Here is a 23,224-nt window from a genome sequence, read left to right on the forward strand (position 1 = left end):
GACAGCAGGATGCTGCCGTTATCGCCGCGGACCGGGACGGCGCCGCAACTCCCGCCATTTCAGCGGACCTTGAGTTACCGATCGGCAATCGGCTGAACGGTCAGGCCGCGCGGGCCGTTGTACTCGCTCTTCGGCCGGTAGAGCCGATTGTTATCCAGCTGCTCGATGATGTGCGCGCTCCAGCCGGTGACGCGGCTCATAACGAAGATCGGCGTGTAGAGCGGCACCGGGATGCCCATCAGGTAGTAGAGGCTCGCCACGGGGAAGTCGACGTTGGGGAACAGCCCCTTTGCGCGCAGCATTTCGTCTTCCACGATCTGCGAAACCTCGCTTAGCCTGGTGTCGCCGAGCGATTTGCCGAGATCGACCACATACTGCTTCACGATTTTGGCGCGCTCGTCGCCGTGCTTGTACTCGCGGTGGCCGAATCCCATGATCTTCTTCTTGTTCGTCAGCGCATCCTGGACCCATGCCGCCGCGTTGGAAGGATCGCCGATTTCGAGCAGCATCTCCATCGCGGCCTCGTTGGCGCCTCCGTGCAGCGAGCCCTTCAGCGTGCCGATTGCAGAGACCACGCCGGAGTAGAGATCCGAGAGCGTGGCCACGGTGACGCGCGCGGCGAACGTGGAGGCGTTGAATCCATGCTCGGCGTACAGGATTTGCGTTGCATTGAACACCTTTTCGAACTCGCCGGAGGGAGCATGGCCCGTGAGCATGTAGAAGAAGTTCTGGTTGTGGTTCAGATCGGACCGCGGAGCGATTGGCGCCTGCCCCTGAGGAACGCGGTAACCGTTCACCACCACGTTGGGGATTTGCGCGAAGAGCCGGGTAGCCTTGCGCACATTTGCCGCGTGGCTGTCATCGTGCCGATCCGGATCGGTGAGCGCCAGGATGGCCACCGCAGCCTTCAGCGTATCCATGGGATGCGCATCAGCCGGTACGTGGCGGAAGAACTCAAAGATGTGCTCCGGAACGTCGCGCTGCCGCCGCACGGCCCGATCAAACTCCGCAAGCTCGTCCGGCCGCGGCAGGCTTCCATGCAGCATCAGGAACGCCACTTCCTCGAAGCTGCACAAGCTCACCAGCTGATGAATATCGTATCCGCGATAGATCAGCTGGTTGCGTTCTGCATCCACCTCCGATATCGCGCTGATGCCGGCCACAACGCCTTCAAGGCCGGGCTTAAAATCTGCTGTCGTCATGGTATCTCCTCTGCGATCTCCCGATCAAACGATTCGAAATCGGCATAGCCTATCATCTCATACAGCTCGGCGCGCGTCTGCATGCTCCCGATCCAAGCGGCCTGCGTGCCGGTGGCCTTGAGGTCGGTATAGAGCGCGGTGGCTGCCTTCATCATGACGCGGAAGGCCGTCATGGGAAACAGCACCGCGCTGCAGCCCAGCTGAAAGAACCGAGCGGCTGGGATGAGGGGCGTTTTACCGAATTCCGTCATGTTCGCGATTACCGGCACGTGCACGGCCTCCGCGAAGGCGGCGAACTCCTCCTCGCTTTGAAGCGATTCGGGGAAAAGCGCGTCGGCGCCGGCATCCTGGCAGCGGCGTCCGCGATCAATGGCATCCTGAAGGCCGTTTACCGACCGGGTGTCGGTGCGGGCCACGATAACAAACGCGGGGTTGGCGCGGGCCTTTACCGCCGCCCGGATCTTTCTTGCCATCTCGACCGGCTCAATCACCTGCTTGCCATCCAGGTGCCCGCAGCGCTTCGGGGCAACCTGGTCTTCCAGGTGGATGCCGGCGAGCCCGGCATGCTCCAGTTCTTCAACGGCGCGAGCCACGTTCAACGCATCGCCGTAGCCCGTATCGGCGTCTGCCAGCACGGGGCAGGAGGCGGCACGGCAAACGTACCTGGCCTGCGCCGCCATTTCGGAGAGCGTAATCAGCGCAATATCGGGGAAGGCGGTAAGGCTGTTGGTAACGCCCGCGCCTGAGAGGTACAGCGCACTGTAACCGGCCCGCTCGGCGGCACGCGCCGTAATGGCATTGAACACCCCCGGCAGCAACAGGCCGCCATGCTGCAGCAGCGAACGCAGCGATTCCCCCGGCGTTTGCCCTGCGCTGCCGGTACCGGGAGAGAGCATGTCAGGCCGCTTCCACTCTCATCCGGCTCATCAAATCCGGAACGCGCGACTCGGCATCCAGATTGAGACAGCGGTCGATCACCTCGGCAGCCCGGTCGGTGCCGAGCCGGGGTTCGGCCATCGTGCGGAATTTGGCCTCCACTTCCGCGTCGCTCATCTTGTTGCCCGCATGCCCCTTCGGGAACGTGACCTCGTGCGTTAGAACCGTGCCGCCGCGCAGGCGGATAATCAGCCGGTTGGGAATGCCTTCCGGATAGCGCGCATCCAGGTCTTCGCTGACCCGCACATCAATCTTTTGTACGAGCGCCAGCAGCAGTTCGTTATGCAGGTGCGCGTCGTCGAATGACGCTTGCGTAACCGCGCCATCCATCAGCGCGGCAGCCGTGCACCACGGGAGGCTGTGATCGGCCGTTTCGCGGGTGGTGGGCCGCCACTTTTCCGGCTCGCCGCCAATTATCTCGACCGCAGCGCGGAACGACTCGATGGTGATCGATTCGATATCGGCAACATCGGCAATTTGAGTCCGGAGCTTGAGGGCGGCATCGATGGCGCTCTGCGAATGGTATTCGGCCGGGAAGAGCTTGATATAGGTTCTATCTATCATGAACCCGTCGCCTGCCGGTTCCGCGATCTCGAAGGGGCCCGATACCTGGTGAAAAAAGCCCATTTCGCCTTCAAATACTTCGGATGGTCCCGTCATTCCCAACGCTGCCAGGCGAGCGGCAAACAGCGCGTTACGGCTGGCATTGGCAAAGGCGCATCCCTTCCAGTGCGAGAGCATTCCGACCCGCGTTTGGCGCATGGCATTGTTGGGCACACCCGCCAGCCCCTGCGCATGTGTCATCTGCTCGGCGGTAAGGCCCAGGAGCTTGCAGGCTGCGAGCGTGGCGCTGAACGAACCGTACGTGACGTGATCCCACCCGCGCACGCGGATGCTGCAGGCGTCGCAAAGGCGGCACTGAACCTCGTACGCCAGCACAATGGCGGTTATAAGATCCTCGCCGGATGCCCGGGCGATTTCGGCCGCAGCAAGCGCTGCGGCGATGTTGTCGCTGGGATGCGCCGGCTCTTTTGAGAGGTAGGTGTCGTTGTAATCCAGATATCGGAACATAACGCCGTTTGCGAAAGCCGCATCCTCGGGAGACGAGCCATGGGTGGTGCCGATAACGGCTGCCGGCTGCGTGGAACTAACGGTGAGCGCCAATTTGCGGGCGATTTGCGCCGGCGCAGCATCCCACGCGCCCATCGCGCAGCCGAGAGAATCGAGCAGGCGACGGCGCGCCTCATGGCGCGTGGCAAGCGGAATATCCTCATAACGGAGGCGACTGGCAAAAGCGCTCAGCCGTTCGGCAAGCAGTGTCATCTGTTGGCGGATCCCTCTATGCTCCCCATGGAAACCCCTCACTTTGCAGCACCAACGCCGCCACCTTTCGGCGGAGCGCCACGGTGTTTGCCGTGGACGGTCGCAGCAGCCGGCGCACCACCGCGTAGTGTGTGGCCAACGCATCGCCCTGCGCGCATGCGACGAGCACGGTGCGCGCAAGGTGCGCCGCGCGGTCGGCCGCGTCCGATGCCAGTGTTTGCAGCGCCGCGAGGGCACACTCTGCGCGGTCACCAGGCGCCGATTCCTGCAGCATGGAAACCCGAATCGCCGAGCTTTCCAGGGCAAGGAGGTCGGCGGCCATGTCGGCGATCGCCGCGGCAACTTCCTGCTGCTCGGCCAGCCCTTCGCCCAGCGCCTCCCATGCCTGCCCGGCGACATACAGCAGCACATTGCGCATCTCGCCAACCAGGGCCCGCGCGGCGCCGAGCGGATCCGTTGATTCCAGCGTTTCCGGCGGCGCCAACACCGTATCGCGAAGCCGATGCGCTGCCGATTCCAGGTCCAGCCGGCCGGCCTTTGCCCGCCGCAGGGCCTGATCCAGCACGGTGAGGCGATTGATCTCGTTGGTGCCCTCAAAGATGCGGTTGATGCGCGCGTCGCGGTAAGCTCGCGCCATCGGAAACTCTTCGGTATAACCGTAGCCGCCGTGAATCTGCAGCGCCTCATCCACCACGTAGTCCAGCATCTCGGAGCCATAGAACTTGATGATTGCGCACTCGATGCTGTACTCTTCGGCCGCGGCTCGGTAGCCCTCGAGCGCCGCGGGCGAGGCGTGATCGATCCGGCCAAAGATGTCGTCCCAGTAACCGGCCACGCGGTAGACCATGCTTTCCGCTGCGAAGATGCGGGTCGCCATTTCGCCCAGCTTGGCCTGGATGAGGCCGAAGTTGGCGATTGCCTGACCGAACTGGGAGCGCTGAAGCGCATATTTCGCAGCGGCGGCCAGCGCCTCCTTGGAGGCTCCAAGCGCGCCGGCGCCTATTGCATACCGTCCCAGGTTGAGTGGGTAGAGCGCGGCCCGGTGGCCTTTGCCGATTTCGCCGAGCACGTTTTCTACCGGGACCTCGGCATTCTCAAGAACCACACGCCGGGTGGAGGACCCCTTCAGACCCAGCTTTAGCTCCTCGCGCCCGAGCGAGACGCCCGGCGCGGAGGTTTCGACCAGAAACGCCGTCATCTTCTCACCATCTACCTTGGCGAACACCGTGAGCAAGTCGGCGAAGCCGGCGTTGGTGGTCCACATCTTGGTGCCGTTCAGCAGGTAGCACCCGCGCGGTTCATCCAGCGTGGCGGTCGTTTTGGCGGCCAGCGCGTCGGAACCGGAGTTCGCCTCACTGAGCGCAAAGGCGCTCAGTCGTTCGCCAGAGGCCATGGTAGGAAGGTACTTCTGCTTCTGCGCAGGAGTACCGAAGAAGAGGAGGGGAAGCGTGCCGATGCCGATGTGGGCGCCAACCGAGATGGCGAAAGAGGCGTTCGGCGCGGCCTTTTCGGTGATGAGCGTGACTGCCGACTTGTTGAGGCCGAGGCCGCCGTAGCACTCCGGAACGCCAATGGCCAGCAGGCCCAGGTCGCCCGCACCCTGAACCAGCCTGCGCATGAGGCCCTCTTGCTGGTGCTCGATCTCGTCGAGGCGCGGCATCACTTCGCGACGGACGTAATCGGCCATGGTGCGCGCCATCTGTCGCGTTTCGGCGCTAAGTTGTTCGGGTATCAGGATGCTGTTTGGGCCGGCGGCATCAATCAGAAATGCACCGCCGGCAGGCACAGGCGACTCTGCCATGTGGTCTCCCTTTAGGCCGCCGCCCCGGCCAGTCAAATCGCGCAGCATCGCGCAGGCGCAAGCGGAGGTTTGCGTAACGGCGGCGCGCCGTGGCGCCACGTATGAGTATACCGCGCGAGGGAGGGTGCGCGAAAGCGTCTCGCCCGTCCAGGTCCGGCTCGCAGGCCGGAGCGCAGGGAGTGCCAGGCACGGCGGACCGCGCGGATGGAAGGCGCCATGAGCGGGTCTGATTTCACCATGACCGTGGCTGCCGGAAAGGGGATGGCACACCAGCAGCGACGGCTGGGGATCGATGACCGGAAGCGTCGAGCAGGACGGCGCGTCCGTGCGGCTTAGCGGCCGCACTTCGGCGGGATCTGCCCGGTGATGGCCGGGGTTCCGAACCGGCTCAACCCGCAACCGTCGCCTATTTCGAGGGGAGCCGCAAACCACGGCGCCGTTCGGCATGAGGCCGCTGCCTACTGGCCGTACCGATAGTCCTTATGCGCGATAATGGCTTCCGCTTTGGCGATGCGCTCCTTGGTGAGTGGATGCGTCTGCATCCATTCCGGTGGGCCCGCGCCGGTCCGTTTCTCCAGGAGCATCATCTTGTGGAAGAACCGGATCATCCCCTCCGGGTTGTAGCCGGCGTGGTAGGCGTAGCTCAGACCGCGTCGGTCTGCCTCGTATTCATCGTCACGGCTGTATTTCAGGTTGAAGATGTCGTCCGCCAGGCCGGCAAGGTTTTGTGCAGTCGGGTTGGGTATGGCCAACGCAATAAGCACGTTGGTGGCCATCTGCGACGAGATCATTCTGGCCACGTGGCGGGCATTGATGTGCCCTAGCTCGTGCCCGATCACGCACGCGAGCGCGTCATCGTCATTGCCGATAAAATCGAGCAGACCCTGGTCCACGTAGACCGGACCACCGGGAAGCGAGAATGCGTTGATCTCGCGCGTATCCAGCACCTTGAAGGAGTATGGAACATCGCGCCGGTCGATATGCGGGAGAAGCGAGCGGCCGATCCGGCGCACACGCTCGGCGTCCGGCGAGGTGGAATCGACGCGGAACTGCTGCTCCACCTGGCTGGCGGCGTCCTTGCCAAGAGCGATCTCCTGCTTCGTGGAGAGAAAGCTTTTGGTGCGGCAGCCCGCGGAACCGATCAGCGCCAGGAGCAGCGCGACAGCTGCCATAATCCGCGCTGCGGAGCGACTGCGCTTAACGGGCTTCATCGTGTCGCCGCCTCTTCGCCCCGTCGCGTCGTTGTCTTCGCCCTCGAGCGGCCGGCGTTTGCGGCCATGCGTTTCGCTGTTCGCTCCACTACCCGCTCACACTGGTTCACCAGCAGGCCGGCCCTGCCGGCGACCTGCTTCCACGCCTCCGAACCGCCATATTCGCGCAGCAGAATCAGGCGGTGGTTGATGCGCACCTCGGGTTTCCAGCGCGCCTTGTAAGGCTCACCGCCGCGCAGGAAGTCGAACTCGCAGCAGCCTTCATCGATTGCGCACCGGATCGCCTCGCCGGTGAGCAGCGTCCCCAGGCTGTACCGGGCCATCTCCGGCGCGAAGCCGCCAAGGTAGTAGTAGAGCCGTTTCTGAAACGAAAAACAGTAGAGCGCGGCCTGCGCCTTTTCATCCATGCTGAGGATGTGCAGACGCAGCCACCCGCGCTCCAGGAAGCGGGCGGCTACCTCCCGGTGAAAGAGCTGTACGCGGCAGTTGGAGAGCACTCCGGGCATTAGCCTGGCGTTCCATCGCTGACCGTGCAGCGTAAAGAGCGCATCCAGGTCGGCATGCAGCGACTCTGCATTGGCGAGGCGGTACCCCGGCTCGGCGGTCTCACGGGCGGCAAGGCGCGCATAGTACCGGAGGTTGGATCGCATCGATTTGCCCAGCGAGGCCAGAAAGTCGTCGTGGCTGGCCGGCAGGCTCAGGTAGGGGCACGGCTCCATCATACTGACGTGCCGATCCGGCAGAGGCTCGCCGGCGCCAACCGCGCCGGCCAGCATCGGACTGTGAGGCGGAAGTTGCTGCAGATCGGCATAGTCCCACCCGGAAAGCTCGTTCCGCATGTATCCGAGGAGCGCGGAGACAACTTCGCCGTGGTACCCCGGTGCGATCAGCGGGCCGAGATAGTCGCTCCGGCCGGTGCCGGCCCATGCGAGGCGGCGCAGCGGCGTGCGAAGGTGGCGGCTGACGTACATTGGGGCCAGCGCGACGAGCTCGGACCCGCTATAGAGCGCCAGCAGCAGAAAGCGCTTACGCGCGTGGTAGACCTGCCACCATGCTTCTACCCACTCCCAGGTCTGGTAGGGCGTGGCGTCCGACGCCGACTGCTGCAGAGCCTGCCACGCCGGGCGCAGCGCTTCCAGCGAGTCGCGCTCGGTGTGCGCCTCGACGCGAAGCGCCGGACCGCCCGGTCGTGCTGCCGCCATCAGGATGCAGCCATCATGGCGCCGAGATCGGCGGCGCCGGCGGCTCGGGTTTGACGCCGGCGGTGAACAGGGTCCATGGTTCGGGCTTCATGTCCTTGAGGTATTTACCCAGTCCCTCTGCAAACTGCGGGTTCCTCTGCGCCAGCGACGCCGTGCTGAAGGTCTCGCCATCCGGGATATTCATTCGCGCCCATGTTTGCATCTTTGCGGCCAGCGTGGAAGTGGTCACCTTGGCGTTGCACGCGCCTGAGAAGCCACCTTTACCGCAAAGCGTGTTACCCGTTGCGCCCCTGGCGCCGGTTATGCCGTCCGTAGTGTCTTCCAGGAAGCTGCGGGCCAGCTGCGCGTTGATATGCCCCTTGTTGGCATTCAATACCTGCTGCCAGCGGGCGGCGCGGTGCGTGCAGCTGGGGTTATCGGCGGCGCCGGGATAGCACTCCTGCGCGATGATTTTGGGGTTTTCAGCGTAGTTGGCGGAGTAGTACGCGCCGTCGGCAGTGTGGTCGAACTCGGTGGCCGTGAGGCCGAGCTGCAGCTTGCCGATCTCGTTGGTTTTGAGATCGCCCAACAGCCACGTGTTGGCATATCCACCGTTGTTACCGGCGCTGATAATCTTCACAAACCCGGCCAGCGAATCTGCGTACTGAACCGCCTTGCGCATCCGCATAAACTCCGGCACGCCGTTCGGATCGAAGTCCTTGAACCCGCCGATCGTGGTTTCCGTCACCATAATGCCCGCTTTGTTGATCGCCCAGTCGGTAGCGCTGTCGATGAGGCCCGGCAGGGTGTCCATCAGGAACTCGTTGCCCTGGGAGGGCGCCACATTAAGGAGCAGCTTGAACCGCTCGCCTTCCAGATAGCTCCACCAGAAGTTCTGCCCCATCACAATCTTGTGGTCTGCGGTCCAGCTGCCCGTGGCAACAAATGCGCTGCAGGCCATTGGCGCGCCGCTGCCGACCAGGCCGGTCTGCCTGCTGTTGAGCCAGGGGATGTAGTAATCGGAAATCTCGATATCGCTGTTTTCCGCCAGAACATCGGTAGCATCTTCGGCGTATCCTCGCGCTTCCACGCCTTTAGCGATTCCCTCGATCTCCTGCTGGTACTCCGGGTCGAGCTTCGGCCAGAAGATGGCCCGAGCCGTTTTGCGGTAGTAGGCCCAGTTGGTGGCGGGGTTACGCCCTGCCTCCCACTGCATCGTTCTGATGGCGTCATCAATCTCCGGCGCCAGCAGATACCCGTACTGATAGCCACGGGCGGCGCCATCGCCGGTAATTCGCGCCACTATCCAGCCGTTGCTTTCCGCTCGCCAGGCGCCCGCCATGGGGTTTGGCGCCGGTTGCGCTGCGGCGCGCGGCGGCAGCCGGTGCGCCATAGCCAGCCCGGCCAATGCGGCGGCCGCGATCAGGCCGGTGACCAACCATGGGGCTCTCTTCATAACTTGTTAAGTGCTTTCTACCTGTGGGGACGCCGGATTCCGAGTTTCCTACAGGAAGAGTACCGGATTCCGGCGCGCGCGGGTTTCCACAAGGCGCTCCGCAGCACCGATCGGCGCCCCCCCAATCACGCCGGAGGGGCTGCTCCTCCCGCCAATCCATCCGCGCGCAGCCGCGGTTCAGGTAGTTCCGGACGTAGTCCGTCACGGCGGCGGCGAGAGTGCAGGGCTGCCACGGAATGCCGGTTTGCCGGCGGCAGGTCACTCAGTCAATTGCGCGCAGGGGGTAGAGTGCGGACGGAAGAACGCCGCTGCAAGCTCCGAAGCCAGCGCGCGCCATCCGATCTTAGAATGCCACGTGGATATTGTTGGAATAGTCCGGCACGCACCTGCGGCATGATTGAGCCGCCTGGGACGGCCCGCACAATGCCGCGAGGAGAATTGCTGCGTCGATATCCGTGCCGACCACAACCGTACGGTCGCGCGACGGTAACCGGCGGGCAAAGGCTTCGCGCTCCTGGGACAGAAGACGCCAGCGACCGCGGCTACCGCGTCCTGCGATCGCAGCAACAGGCGCGCAGTGGCGAGCTTGTGGCGCCGCTGCACAACTCGAGATCGAGAGCGTTTCTAGTCATCCGACAACATGCGAACGCCTAACGTCGAGTAAATGTAAACAGCCTCTCATGCCCGCGGGCCAACGGCACGGGGGGCGCCAACGCGCGCATCAAGGCACTGCTTGGCGTAAAACGGTATATCCTGGCTGATGTACGGCCGCCCGCCGGCCTAGCCGCGCGCAGCCCCGTTCGGGAACGTGTACGGGGTGCCTCATGGCGCCGTCCAGATACCAGCCCTGTCGATTGGCCCCGGTTTGTCGGCAATCAAGCCATCCGTCCGCACATCAATTACCCTTGGCGGCGGGTTGGAATGTAGGCACCACAAATGCCCTCCTGTGTCAGCGCCCTAGCAGGGCATGCCATCTGGTTTCCATAAGACGTGGCGCGGTGTGGACGCCTTATACCGACGAGCCGAGCGTCCCGATTGCACACGCCACGGCGGGCGCGGATTCTGCTTCGGGCGTCGAATCGGCCGTCGTCGGCCATCAGCAGCGACGTCGCTGTGCAATGGAGCTACCGTCCATGCAAGAATGGCTACAGATCGCCGCGGCCGACGATGCGCAGATTATGCGAGTCCGCCCCCGCTAGCGGACCGGACACGATGCCTACATCGTCTGGCGGAGGCGGAATGTTGATCACCAGGGCGTCCCGTTGCGGGCAAGGCCTGTCCTTCGGAAAGCGCGTAGGCTGCAGTTCCGCAACCCATTTGGTGGGTAGCTGCTGGCGAAGCATATTGTAGTTGCCGATTGCCTCCACCTCCACCCGCACGAGCCTTTCATATTCTTCGTATGCGGTCGCGACGTCGCTATGCGCGGTTTCGAGTTGAACCTTCAGTAGAGCGTCAGATTGCGCCATGTGGCCGCTGCCCGCATTTGTGGGCAATGCGGCAATTGCGGCCACCGGCGTCTGCACCGCGGGCGCGTCAACCGTGGAGTATGTGTGGGTTGTAAGACTTGCATAAAACTGCTTGCATGCCGTATCCAGCGAGGCATTGACAATGGCCAGCAACGTTTCCGCCTTGCTCACTGCGAACTTCGCCTGATTCGTTACCGAAATATCCGACTGGTTCACAAGCCGCGAGGCCTCGAGCAGGTCTTTTAGCGCGCCCTTGTATAGCCTGTACAGCCGCAAGGCGCCACCGATCGCCACCGCAAGTATCAGAACCGTTCCCGCAACCACGGAGAGAATCACCATTTCCAGTCCCCTTTCGATCGCTACGGCAACCGCCGGCAGTGCATGACATCATCCTCGGAACTAGGGCGTCATTGACGTCGGCAAGCTGGTTCCATTTGACACGTAATATCCCTTGGGGGCGTTCGGCGAGCCCGTTGCTATATCAACAGCGCCCAGCGACTTAAACATCGTATCCCATACATCATATTCCGATTGCGACGTCGACGATCCGGCCGTGGCACCAACTGACTGTTGCGCTGCTTCTGCTGTGCGCGGAGATAGTCCGAGCATGATTATCGTGGCGGGCCCCGCTGCATAGAGCTTGGCCAAGCTGCTCGACACCGTGGACCACGGCCAGTTTTCGTTGAATCCGTCTGTGACGCCAACGATGATCAATCGCCTGCCCGGTGGCCTCCGCCGCAATATCTCGGCAAATGCACTGGCATGATCCGTGCCGTACCCCCAGGCGGCCCCGCCGTACGTCGTCGCTGCAGTCTCGCCGGGCGACATGTGACTGCCCGTCAGTAACCGCAACTGCTCGCTAGTCAAATCCGCCAATACTTGCGAGTAGTGCTTGCCGACGGTCCCCTCCGTCAGCCAGAGCGGATGCTTTCCCGCTGTAACCACGCGCAATCGGCCTGGCTGAACTTGACCTATCAAGGTGTTGACGAGTATCCGAATGGCTGCCGACCGTTTGTGATCAGCAGCGTCGCCAGCGGCCGGCCAGAGGTCGTTGCTGGCACTAGTATTCAGCAGCAGCACGACGTATGGGGTTTTGGCAGGACTTGGGCACCCATCTACGGACAGCGCAAACCCCGCCGAGCAAGCTGCCAGCAGCGCGCCGGCTGCCGCTCGGGCCCAACGGGGATCGCGCCAGGCACAGTGTTGCATGGTTTAAGAAGGCCCCGCGGCAGGCTGCGCCGCTGGGTTCGCAGGGTTCGTCCCGTGCGAACCCAGCACGTCTCCGACCTTTAACGCGAGCCGTTCCACCGTCTGAGCCGGCTGGGTGAGGTAGTCAACTGCCCTCGTGCTGCCGCCGTTGATCCCCGCATCAGTCAGGTGTTGGAGGCATGTTGCCGCCTGATCAGCCGTCAGGTGGAGATGCTGGTCGATCTGCCATTCCGCGAGAGCCTCCTTCAGGAGTTTCTGCGCAACACCAGGAGGGAGTAGCGGGTGCGCGATCCAGTATTCCTCGTGCAGTTTCTTGGCGAGCGACAGACTATCATCGCTGCCGCTCTGCACTCCGTTTGCGAGGGCTCGGAGACGGGGCTCGATGATCTCGAGCGGGTCGCCGAGAACGTCAAACCGTGCTTGTACTCGCGCCGCGGCGATTTCCTGCGCATCGTGCTGCACCCGATCGCGTCGTTCGGCTGCAACAGTCCGCTCGGACTCCAGATCCTTGAAGTTGGACGCCAGGTAGCGGTTTCGGGCTGCCTCAAGCGACACCGGGGCACTGCCGGTCGCAAGTTCATCGAGAATGGGACCTACCCTGGTATCCAGCGCCGTCCTGTCTGCAGGAGTGCAGTCTGGATGGAACCGTTTGATGTAAGTGTCGATCAGTGCGCGGCGGTGGTCGGGGAATAGATGAGGTCGTGCGCGAAATTGCGCGAGCACCTTTTCCGCGACTATCGCCGGAACTGCCTCGGACGCCAGCTTCCCGGTGGAGACCATGCGCCCAGCGGTGGATATTTCCTTCTCGACGATGGCCCTCAGATGGCCGGCCACACTCGGCCCGTCGCCGTCGGTTGCATAGTCGCTCAACTGCCCGCACACCAGTGTCATGACTTTCTGGCGGACAAGTTCAGCGGTTTTGATATCAATAGCTGTCCTACGCTCGCCATCCGCTGCGTTCATCCATCTGCTTCGCATCTCGATGAACTTGAGAGCGTACCAGTGCGTCGTCAGCCCGCATAGAATCTCTACCGCCAACAGCATGAATGCGATCGATGCGAGGGTGAAGATCGATGGGCTCGACCCCTCGCGACCCATCGATCCAGCGTAGAATCGTACGCCGATAGCGGCGGCCACGACCAGGAGGGGCCCGCACCAGAATGCATGGAAGAGCCAAGCAAGCGGATGCTGGGCACGCTTCACAAACCAAAGGTAGCCGGCCATCACAGCGGCCGTACCGACACTGCCACCTACAATCACGAACCATTGACCCGACGCCTTGCCGACGAACTGCCAGAGCGTGATCGACAGGCCCGCGATGAAGGTCGCGATGAACAGGTAAATCAGATGCCGGTACCAATCCTGCACCGCGCCATGGCTCCGGTATCCTGCGGCGTCCAGTAACGTGAATATCCCCCAAATCAGGCCAAGATGGCACGCTATCAACATTCCGGGCGTTCCGTAAAGATACGTAGTCACCGAGTTGGTTTGGACCATGTAATCTGCCCTCCCGCTGTTGCTACTATAAGATAATGCCCGCCGACCAACCTTGTTGCGCTGCTGCATTGCAGACCGGGCCGTCGTGTTGCGTCACCTAGGAATCTGACTTTCGCACGGCGCGAAAACCGTGCGCCACGACTTTCGTTGCTGGCCCTCCAGCCACCACCATCTGGTTCTTCGCGCGCATCGGGGAGCCCCGCACTTAGTTTGTGCTTATATCCGCGCAGCGGGCCCCAGCCCTAACGCCGAAGCAGGAGATCGGGCGCCAACAGTTTGTGCTGTATATAACAGGACTGCTGCCTGCCAAACTTATCCAAACTTTTTTGTGGGATTTGAGAATCCGTGCTCAGCACGGCTAGAAAAACAGCCAGCACCGCCTCCACGAGTCCAGATTGAACGCGTTTACGATCCGGCGGGCACCTGCCGGCCGCTAGGGCCGCGCAAGCAACAACCGTGCGCCATCCGCGTGCTCATAGCCGCTAAACAAATCAACTAAGGCGAGGGCGCCGCTTTCCTCCTGTCCGCCCCCCAATCACGCCGGAGGGGCTGCTCCTCCCGCCAATCCAGCGGCGCGCATCCGCGGTTCAGGTAGTTGCGGACGTAGTCCGTCACAGCGGCGGCGAGAGTGCAGTGCTGCCACGGAATGCCGGTTTGCCGGCGGCGCGACATGCAGACAATTGCGCGTAGGGGTAGAGTGCGGACGGGAGAACGGTGCTATGACCACAGGGGCGTGCTCCGCACCAACCGGGAGCTACCTGAGCCGCTGAAGCGGCCTGGCTGCAGGGTGCAGCGCGGCCAACCTGTCGCGGCTCCATGGTCCTTCCGCCCGTGAACCCGTCACGTCCAGTGCGGCGTCTTCCAGCCGCCGGCCCAGCCTAAACCGGCGTGCCCGGCCAAATCCGGAAAAGAGTCACGGCGAGCCCGCGCGCAAAACACAACGGAAGCCGAGGTCGTCGCTGATGTACGCCGGGAGGCTGTAGTACCGGTACGACGAGCGAAAGTTCAACGGATCGTTGTAGCCCCATGGTCCGCCGCGCACAACCCGAGACTGTCCCGGCGCAAGGTCCACGGGGTCCGGCTGCTCGCCGGCGCGACCGCTCCAGAAAGCTTTGTGGTACCAGTCCCGGCACCAGTCCTTCACGTTCCCGGCCATGTCGCTGCAGCCGTAGGGGCTCATACCGTAGTGGCCCACCGCCGTCGTGCCGCCTGCGTCGCCAAGCTTGGACTTGCTGCACCAGAGTTTGGAGGTGTCAAAGTGGCTGCCCCACGGGTATTTCCGCCTGTCCGTGCCACGCGCGGCCTTCTCCCACTGCGCCTCCGTCGGCAGCGCGCAGCCTGCCCACCGCGCGTACGCTGCAGCGTCGGCCCACGTCACGTTGACAACCGGGCGATCGCCCTTGCTCCAGGCCGGGTCGAATTCAGGCGCGTACGGCAGCGACCGACCCGTCGCCCGGCAGAACCTGCGGTACTCCGTCACCGTCACATCGTTTCGATACATCCAGAAACCGCTCAGCCTCACCGTATGCGGTGGGTTGTCACCCTGATCGCTGTCACCCATCTGGAAGGGACCCGGCGGTATCCAGACCATCTCCGCGCCGTCTTTCAGATTGGTCCGGTGGCGCCTCCCGGAGGGTGGATGAACAACCGCCCGGGGATGAGACAACGCGCCCTGCGCCAGAACCGGTCCGCCCCATATCCCAGGGATGCAGACAAGCAGCAGGAGCACAGCGATCGCCAGTCCACCTGCCTTTTTTGGCAACATGCAAACCATCTCCTCACAAAACCTCGGCCGGCGGCGGGAAGTGAAACGAGTCAAAGTGCAGGGTCACGGCGAGCCCGCGCGCAGAGCACAACGGAAGCCGTAGTCGATGTACTTGAGCGCCGAGTCATCGATCCACCGGTCCGAAGTGCGGAAGAACATAGGCACGTAGTTGTACCACGATCCACCGCGCACAACCCGGGACGCCCCCGGCGCAAGGTCCACGGGATCCGGCTGTTCGCCGGCGCGACCGCTCCAGAAGGCTTTGTGGTACCAGTCCCGACACCAGTCCCACACGTTCCCGGCCATGTCGCTGCAGCCGTAGGGGCTCATACCGTAGTGGCCCACCGCCGCCGTGCCGCCTGCGTCGCCAAGCTTGGACTTGCTGCACCAGAGTTTGGAGGTGTCAAAGTGGCTGCCCCACGGGTATTTCCGCCTGTCCGTGCCCCGCGCGGCCTTCTCCCACTGCGCCTCCGTCGGCAGCGTGCAGCCTGCCCACTGCGCGTACGCTGCAGCGTCGGCCCACGTGACGTCGACGATCGGGTGATCGCCCCGGCTCCAGGTCGGGTCGAAGTCCGGCGCGGGCGGCATCGGCCGGCCCGTAGCATCGCAGAACCTGCGGTACTCCGTCACCGTCACATCGTTTCGATACATCCAGAAACCGCTCAGCCTCACCGTATGCGGTGGGTTGTCATCCTGATCGCTGTCACCCATCTGAAACGGACCGGGCGGTATCCAGACCATCTCCGCGCCGTCTTTCGGATTGGTCCGGCGGCGCCTCCCGGACGGTGGATGGACAACCGTATGGGGATGAGACAACGCGCCCTGTGCCTGAACCGGCCCGCCCCATATCCCGGGGATGTAGACGAGCAGCAGGAGCATACCGATCGCCAGTCCGCCTGCCTTTTTTGGCAACATACCAACCTCCTTCGCGGGAAAGTGTCGCGGGGGACTGTCCACCACGTGCTCGAACGGCCACACCTGCAAAGTTGTGCCTGGTTCCAGGTGTGAATGCACTTCACCGTTTCGCCTCTGAACCGTTCGCGCCGGCAGCCGCAACGCCATAGCCGACCCGGCCACTACCGTGGCCCCAATCACGCCGAATGGGCTGCATCCTCCCGCCAATCCAGCCGCGCGCAGCCACGGTTCAGGTAGTTCCGTACGTAGTCGGTCACGGCGGCGCCGAGGGTCCAGGGGTGCCACGGAATGCCGGCTTGATGGAGGCGGGTCATGTCGGCCTGGGTGCAATACTGGTACTGATTCCGCAGGTCGCCGGGCATATCGATGTATTCAACAGATCCCTGCTTTCCGGCGGCGCCAAAAACTGCCGCAGCGAGATCGTTCCAGGTTTCCGCCCGGCCGGAGCCAATGTTGTAGATGCCGTTCAGCTTGGGGCGATCGAGCAGGCGCGCAAGTATCTCCGCGCACTCCCGCACGTAGATGAAGTCGCGCATTTGACCGCCATCGGCGTACTCCGGACGGTACGAACGAAACAGTTTTATAGACCCACTTTCCGATAACTGCTCCCAGGCCTTGAGGACCATACTGCGCATCGGGCCCTTGTGATACTCGTTTGGCCCGAAGACGTTGAAGAACCGCGCGCCGGCGATGTGCTGCAGCAGCCCGGCCCGCGCCGCCTGCACATCGAAGCGGAGCTTGCTGTAGCCGTACTTGTTTAGCGGACGCAGGCGAGGCAGCAGCGTTTCGGAATCGGAGAACCCCTGGCTGCCATCGCCATAGACGGCGGCGCTGCTGGCATATACAAACCGCGCACCGATTCGCAGCGCCCATTCCGCGAGGTCGTGGGTGTAGCGCGTGTTATTCTCCAGCAGGTAGTCGGCGTCGAGCTCGGTTGTGGCTGAGCGGGCGCCAAGGTGAGCCACTTGCCGAACGCCATCGAACGCGGCATCCTGCAGGCGAATCCGCCGGATGAACTCGTCTTTGTGCAGGTAACTGTGGAACCGCAAGCCGGCCAGGTTGCGCCACTTTTCGCCGGAGCCGAGCTGGTCCACGACCAGGATATCGTCGTTCCCGTCGCGGTTCAGCTGCCAGATGAGGGCGCTGCCGATGAAGCCGGCGCCGCCGGTCACCACGGTTTTCAAATGGCTTGCCCCCTCAATTCTTGTGCCAAAGCGCCGCCGGACAACTCGTTTCGCTCAGGCATGCGGCGATCTCTGCATTGGTGTCGCGGTAATGGTTGCGCCGTCGCTGGTACAACGCACGGCGCCGTTGATGTCGGTACGATAGACCCGAATCCCATCCTGGTTCAGCCGCCGAACGACCGATGGCGAAGGGTGCCCGTAGCGGTTATGGGCGCCAACCGAGATCACCGCGACCTGCGGGTGGGCGCGCGCCAGCAGTTCCGGCGTGGACGAGGTTTTGCTGCCGTGATGCCCAACCTTGAGCACGTTGCAACCGAGCGCCTGTCCCGAGGCAAGCAGCTCCTGCTCTTCCGGCGCTTCGGCGTCGCCCATAAAGAGTACCGCGGTTCGCCCATAGGTAAGCCTCACCACGACGCTGGCGTTGTTCGGCGTTCCCATCTCTTCCAGAGCAGTTGGACCCAGGATGTGCGCAACCACACCGTCGCCGAAGTCAATCTGTTCGCCGGGAGCGGCCGTGAGGTACGCGGCATTGTCGCTCGCGGCTTCGCGGCGTATCTGCTGCACCTGTGGCAGCGATTCATCCACAGAGTCGTCGATGACGACGCGATCAGGAAACTGGCTCAGCACCAGCGCAGCTCCGCCGATGTGATCGAGGTGCGGATGGGTGAGGATCATCACGTCGGTCCGCCAAATCCCGCGGTAACGCAAAAATGGCGCCACCGTCCTGCGGCCTTCGTTATCCCCTTCCGGATGTATGCCCCCGGTGTCGATCAGCATCACGTGCCCGGCCGGCGTTTGAACCACCGCCGCGTCTCCCTGACCCACGTCGAGGAACGTGATGACAAGTGGCGATCTGCGGGATGCTGCTGCAAGCGACACGGCCAGCATGCCCGAGTTGAGCGCCGCAGCTACCGCAAGCATGGCAAATACCCGCTGCGGCTTCACTGCTGTGCTCCCGCGATGGAATCGCTTTGCCGGTCCGGGCGGAAGCGCCAGAGCGCCCACCAAAGCAGCGCGTACAGGCCGGCGATGAGCAGCGGTGGAGGTGGAGATATGCCGAGCGATGCCCACCATGAGCGGCTGCAGAGACGCAGTGCGCCTGTGATCCATACCAGCAGCAGATGCGCTGCAGCGTCGAACGGGCGCGCCACAACCGGGGTGATGAGCGATGCCAGTGAGGCCGCGGAAGCACACGCCATTACCGGCCCAACCACAGGCACCACTAGAGTGTTTGCCGGAATCGAGAGTGTCTGCACCTGGTGGAAGTAGTAGGCCGTGAGCGGTGCGGCGCCGACCTGGGCAGATGTTGCAATGATTGCCGTCTCACCTACAACCAGCCCCAGGCCGGACAGCAGGCGCCGGATCGGGCGGCGGTTTCTGCGGCGCTTATAGCCGCGCACCGCGGCTTCCATCCAGGGGGCTGCGAGGGCCAGCGTGATGACCACCACGAATGAGAGCTGGAAGCCGACCTGAAAGAGAGCCGCCGGCTGCGCCAGAAGCAGAATCAGCGCGGCGATCGCCAGCGACGTGGCAGCGTCCGGCTCGCGCTCAAATACCTGCGCGCCCAGGTAGAGCACCGCCAGAATAACGGCGCGGCAGACGGCGGCGCGGGCGCCCGCCATCTGGGAGTAGAGCACCAGCGCTGAGATGACCACGAGAAGGCCTGCACGCCGTGGGACGCCGACGATGCGTACCATGAGCAAAAGTCCCAGCGCGAGCAGGCCAACGTGAAGACCGGCCGTAGCGAGCACGTGAGATGCGCCGGTGCGGTCGAAGATATCGCGCGTTGCCGGCGGCATGCCGGCACGCTGACCGATGAGGATGCCCGCAAGCGCCTGTGCGTCGGCCGGCTGCATGGATGCCCTGGCATGGGATAGCAGCAAGGCATCGGAGCGGGCGGCGAGAGCGCCGAAATCCCAGCGTGATGGTCGTTCACGTCTCCAATCGAAACTGAACTCCACGTGCATCGTGGCGAATACGCCCTGATCCGCCAGCCACTGCCGCTCATCGAAACCTCCGGGGTTGCGCTGCGCAGGCGGTACCTCCAGGGAACCATCAATCTGGATCAGGTCGCCCGGGCGCGGCGCATGTCGCGAGTACGTCTCTCCGGTATCGCGCAGCGGCACCCGCACAAATATTGAGCCCGCAACCGGCCGGTTGATGCGGCGGCCATTCAGCGTGATGAGACGCCGGACCTGGAGGATGAACCGGGCGCCGAGCAGTGCCGGGTCGGCGTCGGCGTGATCGGGAGTCACGCTGGATGCCACCAAGCCGACGACCCGAACCTGCGCTGGAGCGAGGCGCGAAATGTCGCCTTGCGGAATGCCGGCTGCGATGGCGTAACGGAAGGCGCCGAGTGTGGCAAAACCAGCGGCGACGATCAGCAGTAACCAGCGCCGGCGAGGAGCGCGCATAACTGTGGCGAATAGCGCGAGCAGAGCGAACATGCCGAGCAGTATCCACGGCGCGACAGGCAGCCAGAACGCGGCGCTGATGCCGAGACCGAGGCACAGGGCGAACAACACGGGCGGTCTATCCGTGACCTCCGCCGCCAACCGGCCCACGTTAACGCGCGGCCTCGGCCTGATGGCATGCCCGGCAGATGGCGCCGGTGAACGGCGACAACGAACCACAGCGTGAGCATCGCTGCCAGCCATGATCGAGCCGCCACGCGGTGACGCGAGCATGGTTGGTCATGCAGCGTACTGCTCTTTGCCGCCACTCTTCAGGAATGTCACTCGGGAGGGCATCGACTCCGGCGACCAGGGCGGCCTGCTGTGCTGCCGTAAGCGGCTGAGCTGCCAGGTCCTGTGGCGTGGCGGCGGGCGGCGGCTCCGGCAGCGGATCCAGGCCATAGGCCTGAAAGACGAGTTTCTCTACGAGTTTGCCGCCGAGTCGCTCATTTAGCTTATCCACGATGTAAGCGGCGTGGAGCGCCACATCCTGTGCCCACGGCCCACTGCGCGTACGCACCGTGATGACGCCGTTTCTTATCGCCACAATGCGTGTCGCCGCAGCCACCTGAGGGCCGACTACCTCGTCCCAATGCTGCGCCGCCATCGCCTGCCGGAGACGAAGCCGGAGCGACGACGGCATGCGTCGGAGCAGGCTCTCCAACACCTGGGATACGGTATCGGAGCGCCGACGGCGAGCGGCAACCGGGCTAGTGCGAGGCATGGCTCTCCGCCATCCTCAGCTCAACATCCTCCGCGCCCCGTATTACCGCGCCCATTGTCACGCGCCATATGGTGCACTGTCGCGGAACCGTGCGGGCAAGCTCGGCAATATCGGCGCCGGTTATCATCGTCTGCCCGGCGCCCAGCGCGAGTTCCAGCAACTTCGTGCGACGCTGCCTGTCGAGATCGCTCATCACGTCGTCCAACAGCAGGATCGGAGGCTCGCCCAACTGCTCCTCCAACATTTTGAACTCCGCAAGTTTCAGCGCAAGCGCTGCAGTACGCTGCTCGCCCTGCGAACCGAAATGGCGGGCGTCGGCGCCGTCAATCGTCATCACCAGGTCATCGCGGTGCGGTCCGGCGAGTGTTACACCACGCCGTATTTCATCCGGCTGTACCCGCTCCAGTCTGTCGAGAAATGCCTGTTCCATCCGCTCTGCCGTAGGTTCATCGGGTACGGGAACGTTTGCCGCGTACCGCACCGAGAAGCAGTGTGGAGTGCTGCAGAGGTCGGCGTAGAGTTGGGCGGCCAGTGGCGCCATCACGTTGATGAACTGCCATCGCCGCAGACTCACCGCGCTTCCGCACTGAGCCAGCCGCAGGTTCCAGGCCTCGAGGCCGGCATCCTCGCCGTCACGGCCCGAATCCCTCAGGCTGCGCAGCAGGTGGTTGCGCTGCGCGTGGGCTTCGCGATAACGGATCAGATGGATGGCATACGCCGGACTGGCCTGCGCAATTTCGAGATCGAGAAACCGCCGTCTCTCCGACGGGTCGCTCTGAACAACACGCAGGTCCGACGCGCCGAAATAGACCGCGTTGATACGGCCCAGAATGTCGATCAGACGTGGCGCGGGAGATCCGTTGATGGTGACACGCTTCGGCGAATCACGGTAGATACCTAGCTCCACCTCAACGCGCCCTGCAGCCTGGCTCTCCACCACGGCTCCCAGTTGCGCGCCGGGGGAGTCGCGAAAGATGAGATCGGATTCGCGCGTGGAGCGTGGCGACCTGCTGGTGGCAAGCAGGTAGATGGCCTCCAGCAAGTTCGTTTTACCCTGCGCGTTTGCGCCGCATAACAGGTTGATGCCGTCGGCGGGCTGCCACGCAAGTTCAGGGTAACTGCGAAACGCCGAACAGGAGAGTGAGACAAGCCGCATAGGTGTTCCGCAGCGCAGCGATTCCGGAAATAGGCTTCCTGTATATAAGAAGAGTTGCTGTGATTATTGTACGGTGAAAAACGTGAATAACCCAAAAGCTGCCGGGCGCACCTTCACCCTTGCGCTTCACCAAGTGCCGTTCCGGCGCTGCCGGGTTATGCACCGGCGCCGGCGGATATGACCGACCGGTTGCTCCTTCTGCAATGCACGTCCGGTTGCTCACCCACCGGGTGTGAATAACTGGCGCAAGTCCATCTCACAAGCCGCCAGTGTGGGATTGCTGAGACGTGCGGCGTTCCACCTGCGGCAGGCGTAGAGCACACTGGAGTGGTCGCGGTGATTGAAGTACTGGCCAATGGCGGCTGTTGAGAGGTACGGCATCATTTCGCGCGCGAGCGACATCGCCATGTGTCGTACCCGAACGACCGTGGCCTCTCGTGTAGCGCCACGCAGGGTAAGCGCGGTAATGCCGGTGCGTTCTGCTACCGCAGCCACAACGCCTTCCAGCGTTGGTGGCGGCAGTTTGAACGCACCGCCCGGATTATATCCACGGAGAATGTCGGGCAACTGCGTTGGGGTGACCCTTGTGCCGTACAGCGATTGCCACACCACAATCTTACTGGCAGCGCCTTCCAGTTCACGAACGCTGGCAAAGTCGAGCTCGGCTACCGCCGCCAGTGCGTCCTCTGCGATCACGGAGTCGTTGCGGCGGTTCCATGCCTCGAGGATGGCCAAGCGATGCGCGGCATCGGGTGGAGCGATATCAACAACCAGACCGGCCCGGAGGCGGGTCTTGATACGGTCGTCCATGCCGGAAAGCTCTTCGGGGGTCCGGTCGCTTGCGAATACCAACTGGCGCCGGCCCTCGTAAATCGCGTTGAAGGTGTGAAAGAACTCTTCCCGCGAGCGGTTTTTGTCTGCCAGAAACTGAATGTCATCCAGCAACCACACGTCTACCTGACGATAGCGGTTGCGAAACCGCTCCTCGGTATGAGACCCGAGCGATTTGACGAAGTCCTGAACGAAAGCCTCGCCCGAAACCAGAGCCACCCGTGTTTCGGGGCGGGTTTCGTGCAGATGGAGCCAGATGGCGTGTAGGAGGTGGGTTTTACCCAAGCCCGGCTTGCCGTAGATGAAGATGGGGTTCGGCCCATCTCCGGGTCGGTTTGCCGCTGCCAGGGCGGCGGCGCGAGCCATGCGGTTTGCGGCGCCGGTTACAAACCCGCCAAAGGTGTAGCCAAGGTTTGGCGTGATTCCGCTGCAGAAAGAGATGCGGCGGTGCGCGGCGGCCTGTTGCCCTCGCGACGCCGGCTGCTCTTGCGCCTGCACGTCCAGGGTGAGGATCGGCTGATCCGGCGCTGTCGCCATCGCCGTGGCGCAGTGGGGGACGCGGGAGCGAAGTTCAGCGAGGACCTCCTCCGGCGGTTCGCAGACTTCGAGGCGGATGTTCGGAGTTTCGAGGCAAAAACTCAAGACGGCCTCGATTTTGGTGCGGCATCTTCGTTCCAGCCAGGTCTTGTGAAACGGCGAGGAGGCAGCCAGGAGAACCGTTGAGCCTTCCCATGACATGGGGATTGCGGTACGAATCCATGCGGTGTAGCTGGTGTGTGTTACCTGCCGGGCAACAAGCTCGAGGAAGTCGCCCCATGCAGCGAGCAGACGGTCACTTTGATCAATATCGGACCCAACAGCATCAGGATTCACGAGGGCGCTCCGGTAAGAATGCGGCGCAAACAGGTATCAGA

At 63.4% G+C, this 23,224-nt stretch carries 17 protein-coding genes; all 17 read right to left on the reverse strand.

Features of this window, described 5'->3' with window-relative positions; all coding sequences use genetic code 11:
• Positions 1 to 74: 74 nt before the first annotated feature.
• Positions 75 to 1,202, reverse strand: coding sequence for a citrate synthase (locus tag KGJ62_01805; protein ID MDE2125303.1), 1,128 nt, complete (start codon positions 1,200 to 1,202; stop codon positions 75 to 77).
• Complete coding sequence (gene prpB / locus KGJ62_01810) at positions 1,199 to 2,098, reverse strand: methylisocitrate lyase (GenBank protein MDE2125304.1); 900 nt, start codon at positions 2,096 to 2,098, stop codon at positions 1,199 to 1,201. Before prpB ends, KGJ62_01805 begins: the two co-directional genes overlap by 4 nt.
• A gap of 1 nt (position 2,099) precedes the next feature.
• Positions 2,100 to 3,461, reverse strand: coding sequence for an MmgE/PrpD family protein (locus KGJ62_01815; protein ID MDE2125305.1), 1,362 nt, complete (start codon positions 3,459 to 3,461; stop codon positions 2,100 to 2,102).
• Positions 3,462 to 3,477: 16 nt separating this feature from the next.
• Positions 3,478 to 5,262, reverse strand: a complete 1,785-nt coding sequence (locus KGJ62_01820; GenBank protein ID MDE2125306.1) for an acyl-CoA dehydrogenase family protein — start codon at positions 5,260 to 5,262, stop codon at positions 3,478 to 3,480.
• Positions 5,263 to 5,720: 458 nt separating this feature from the next.
• Positions 5,721 to 6,473, reverse strand: coding sequence for a M48 family metalloprotease (locus KGJ62_01825; protein ID MDE2125307.1), 753 nt, complete (start codon positions 6,471 to 6,473; stop codon positions 5,721 to 5,723).
• Entirely contained in the window at positions 6,470 to 7,675 is a 1,206-nt protein-coding gene (locus KGJ62_01830) for a GNAT family N-acetyltransferase (protein MDE2125308.1), read from the reverse strand. Before KGJ62_01830 ends, KGJ62_01825 begins: the two co-directional genes overlap by 4 nt.
• Before the next feature lie 13 nt (positions 7,676 to 7,688).
• Positions 7,689 to 9,110 (reverse strand): peptidase C45, encoded by a 1,422-nt coding sequence (locus KGJ62_01835; GenBank protein ID MDE2125309.1) that lies wholly within the window; start codon positions 9,108 to 9,110, stop codon positions 7,689 to 7,691.
• A 1,145-nt stretch (positions 9,111 to 10,255) separates the two neighbouring features.
• Entirely contained in the window at positions 10,256 to 10,915 is a 660-nt protein-coding gene (locus tag KGJ62_01840) for a hypothetical protein (protein MDE2125310.1), read from the reverse strand.
• 873 nt (positions 10,916 to 11,788) lie between these two features.
• Entirely contained in the window at positions 11,789 to 13,234 is a 1,446-nt protein-coding gene (locus KGJ62_01845) for a hypothetical protein (GenBank protein MDE2125311.1), read from the reverse strand.
• Between the two features lie 961 nt (positions 13,235 to 14,195).
• On the reverse strand, positions 14,196 to 15,047 hold the full coding sequence (locus tag KGJ62_01850) for an SUMF1/EgtB/PvdO family nonheme iron enzyme (GenBank protein MDE2125312.1): 852 nt from the start codon (positions 15,045 to 15,047) through the stop codon (positions 14,196 to 14,198).
• 63 nt (positions 15,048 to 15,110) lie between these two features.
• Complete coding sequence (locus tag KGJ62_01855; GenBank protein ID MDE2125313.1) at positions 15,111 to 15,962, reverse strand: SUMF1/EgtB/PvdO family nonheme iron enzyme; 852 nt, start codon at positions 15,960 to 15,962, stop codon at positions 15,111 to 15,113.
• A 176-nt stretch (positions 15,963 to 16,138) separates the two neighbouring features.
• On the reverse strand, positions 16,139 to 17,137 hold the full coding sequence (gene rfaD, locus KGJ62_01860) for an ADP-glyceromanno-heptose 6-epimerase (GenBank protein MDE2125314.1): 999 nt from the start codon (positions 17,135 to 17,137) through the stop codon (positions 16,139 to 16,141).
• 63 nt (positions 17,138 to 17,200) lie between these two features.
• Positions 17,201 to 18,091, reverse strand: coding sequence for an MBL fold metallo-hydrolase (locus tag KGJ62_01865; protein MDE2125315.1), 891 nt, complete (start codon positions 18,089 to 18,091; stop codon positions 17,201 to 17,203).
• Positions 18,088 to 19,671 (reverse strand): ComEC family competence protein, encoded by a 1,584-nt coding sequence (locus KGJ62_01870; GenBank protein ID MDE2125316.1) that lies wholly within the window; start codon positions 19,669 to 19,671, stop codon positions 18,088 to 18,090. The genes KGJ62_01865 and KGJ62_01870 overlap by 4 nt, the downstream gene beginning before the upstream one ends.
• 40 nt (positions 19,672 to 19,711) lie before the next feature.
• Entirely contained in the window at positions 19,712 to 20,323 is a 612-nt protein-coding gene (locus KGJ62_01875; protein MDE2125317.1) for a DUF721 domain-containing protein, read from the reverse strand.
• Positions 20,310 to 21,479: a DNA replication/repair protein RecF gene (recF, locus tag KGJ62_01880; GenBank protein ID MDE2125318.1), complete on the reverse strand. Its 1,170-nt coding sequence runs from the start codon at positions 21,477 to 21,479 to the stop codon at positions 20,310 to 20,312. The genes KGJ62_01875 and recF overlap by 14 nt, the downstream gene beginning before the upstream one ends.
• 219 nt (positions 21,480 to 21,698) lie before the next feature.
• Entirely contained in the window at positions 21,699 to 23,183 is a 1,485-nt protein-coding gene (gene dnaA / locus KGJ62_01885; GenBank protein ID MDE2125319.1) for a chromosomal replication initiator protein DnaA, read from the reverse strand.
• Positions 23,184 to 23,224: the final 41 nt, after the last annotated feature.

This window comes from Armatimonadota bacterium (assembly GCA_028871815.1).
Taxonomy (GTDB): domain Bacteria; phylum Armatimonadota; class Chthonomonadetes; order Chthonomonadales; family Chthonomonadaceae; genus REEB205.

What these genes read in the sequence shown, in the direction of transcription:
- KGJ62_01805 (MDE2125303.1), bottom strand. Translation starts at nt 1,202, where the DNA reads ATGACGACAGCAGATTTTAAGCCCGGCCTTGAAGGCGTTGTGGCCGGC.
- prpB (MDE2125304.1), bottom strand. Translation starts at nt 2,098, where the DNA reads ATGCTCTCTCCCGGTACCGGCAGCGCAGGGCAAACGCCGGGGGAATCG.
- KGJ62_01815 (MDE2125305.1), bottom strand. Translation starts at nt 3,461, where the DNA reads ATGACACTGCTTGCCGAACGGCTGAGCGCTTTTGCCAGTCGCCTCCGT.
- KGJ62_01820 (MDE2125306.1), bottom strand. Translation starts at nt 5,262, where the DNA reads ATGGCAGAGTCGCCTGTGCCTGCCGGCGGTGCATTTCTGATTGATGCC.
- KGJ62_01825 (MDE2125307.1), bottom strand. Translation starts at nt 6,473, where the DNA reads ATGAAGCCCGTTAAGCGCAGTCGCTCCGCAGCGCGGATTATGGCAGCT.
- KGJ62_01830 (MDE2125308.1), bottom strand. Translation starts at nt 7,675, where the DNA reads ATGGCGGCAGCACGACCGGGCGGTCCGGCGCTTCGCGTCGAGGCGCAC.
- KGJ62_01835 (MDE2125309.1), bottom strand. Translation starts at nt 9,110, where the DNA reads ATGAAGAGAGCCCCATGGTTGGTCACCGGCCTGATCGCGGCCGCCGCA.
- KGJ62_01840 (MDE2125310.1), bottom strand. Translation starts at nt 10,915, where the DNA reads ATGGTGATTCTCTCCGTGGTTGCGGGAACGGTTCTGATACTTGCGGTG.
- KGJ62_01845 (MDE2125311.1), bottom strand. Translation starts at nt 13,234, where the DNA reads ATGTTGATAGCGTGCCATCTTGGCCTGATTTGGGGGATATTCACGTTA.
- KGJ62_01850 (MDE2125312.1), bottom strand. Translation starts at nt 15,047, where the DNA reads ATGTTGCCAAAAAAGGCAGGTGGACTGGCGATCGCTGTGCTCCTGCTG.
- KGJ62_01855 (MDE2125313.1), bottom strand. Translation starts at nt 15,962, where the DNA reads ATGTTGCCAAAAAAGGCAGGCGGACTGGCGATCGGTATGCTCCTGCTG.
- KGJ62_01875 (MDE2125317.1), bottom strand. Translation starts at nt 20,323, where the DNA reads ATGCCTCGCACTAGCCCGGTTGCCGCTCGCCGTCGGCGCTCCGATACC.
- recF (MDE2125318.1), bottom strand. Translation starts at nt 21,479, where the DNA reads ATGCGGCTTGTCTCACTCTCCTGTTCGGCGTTTCGCAGTTACCCTGAA.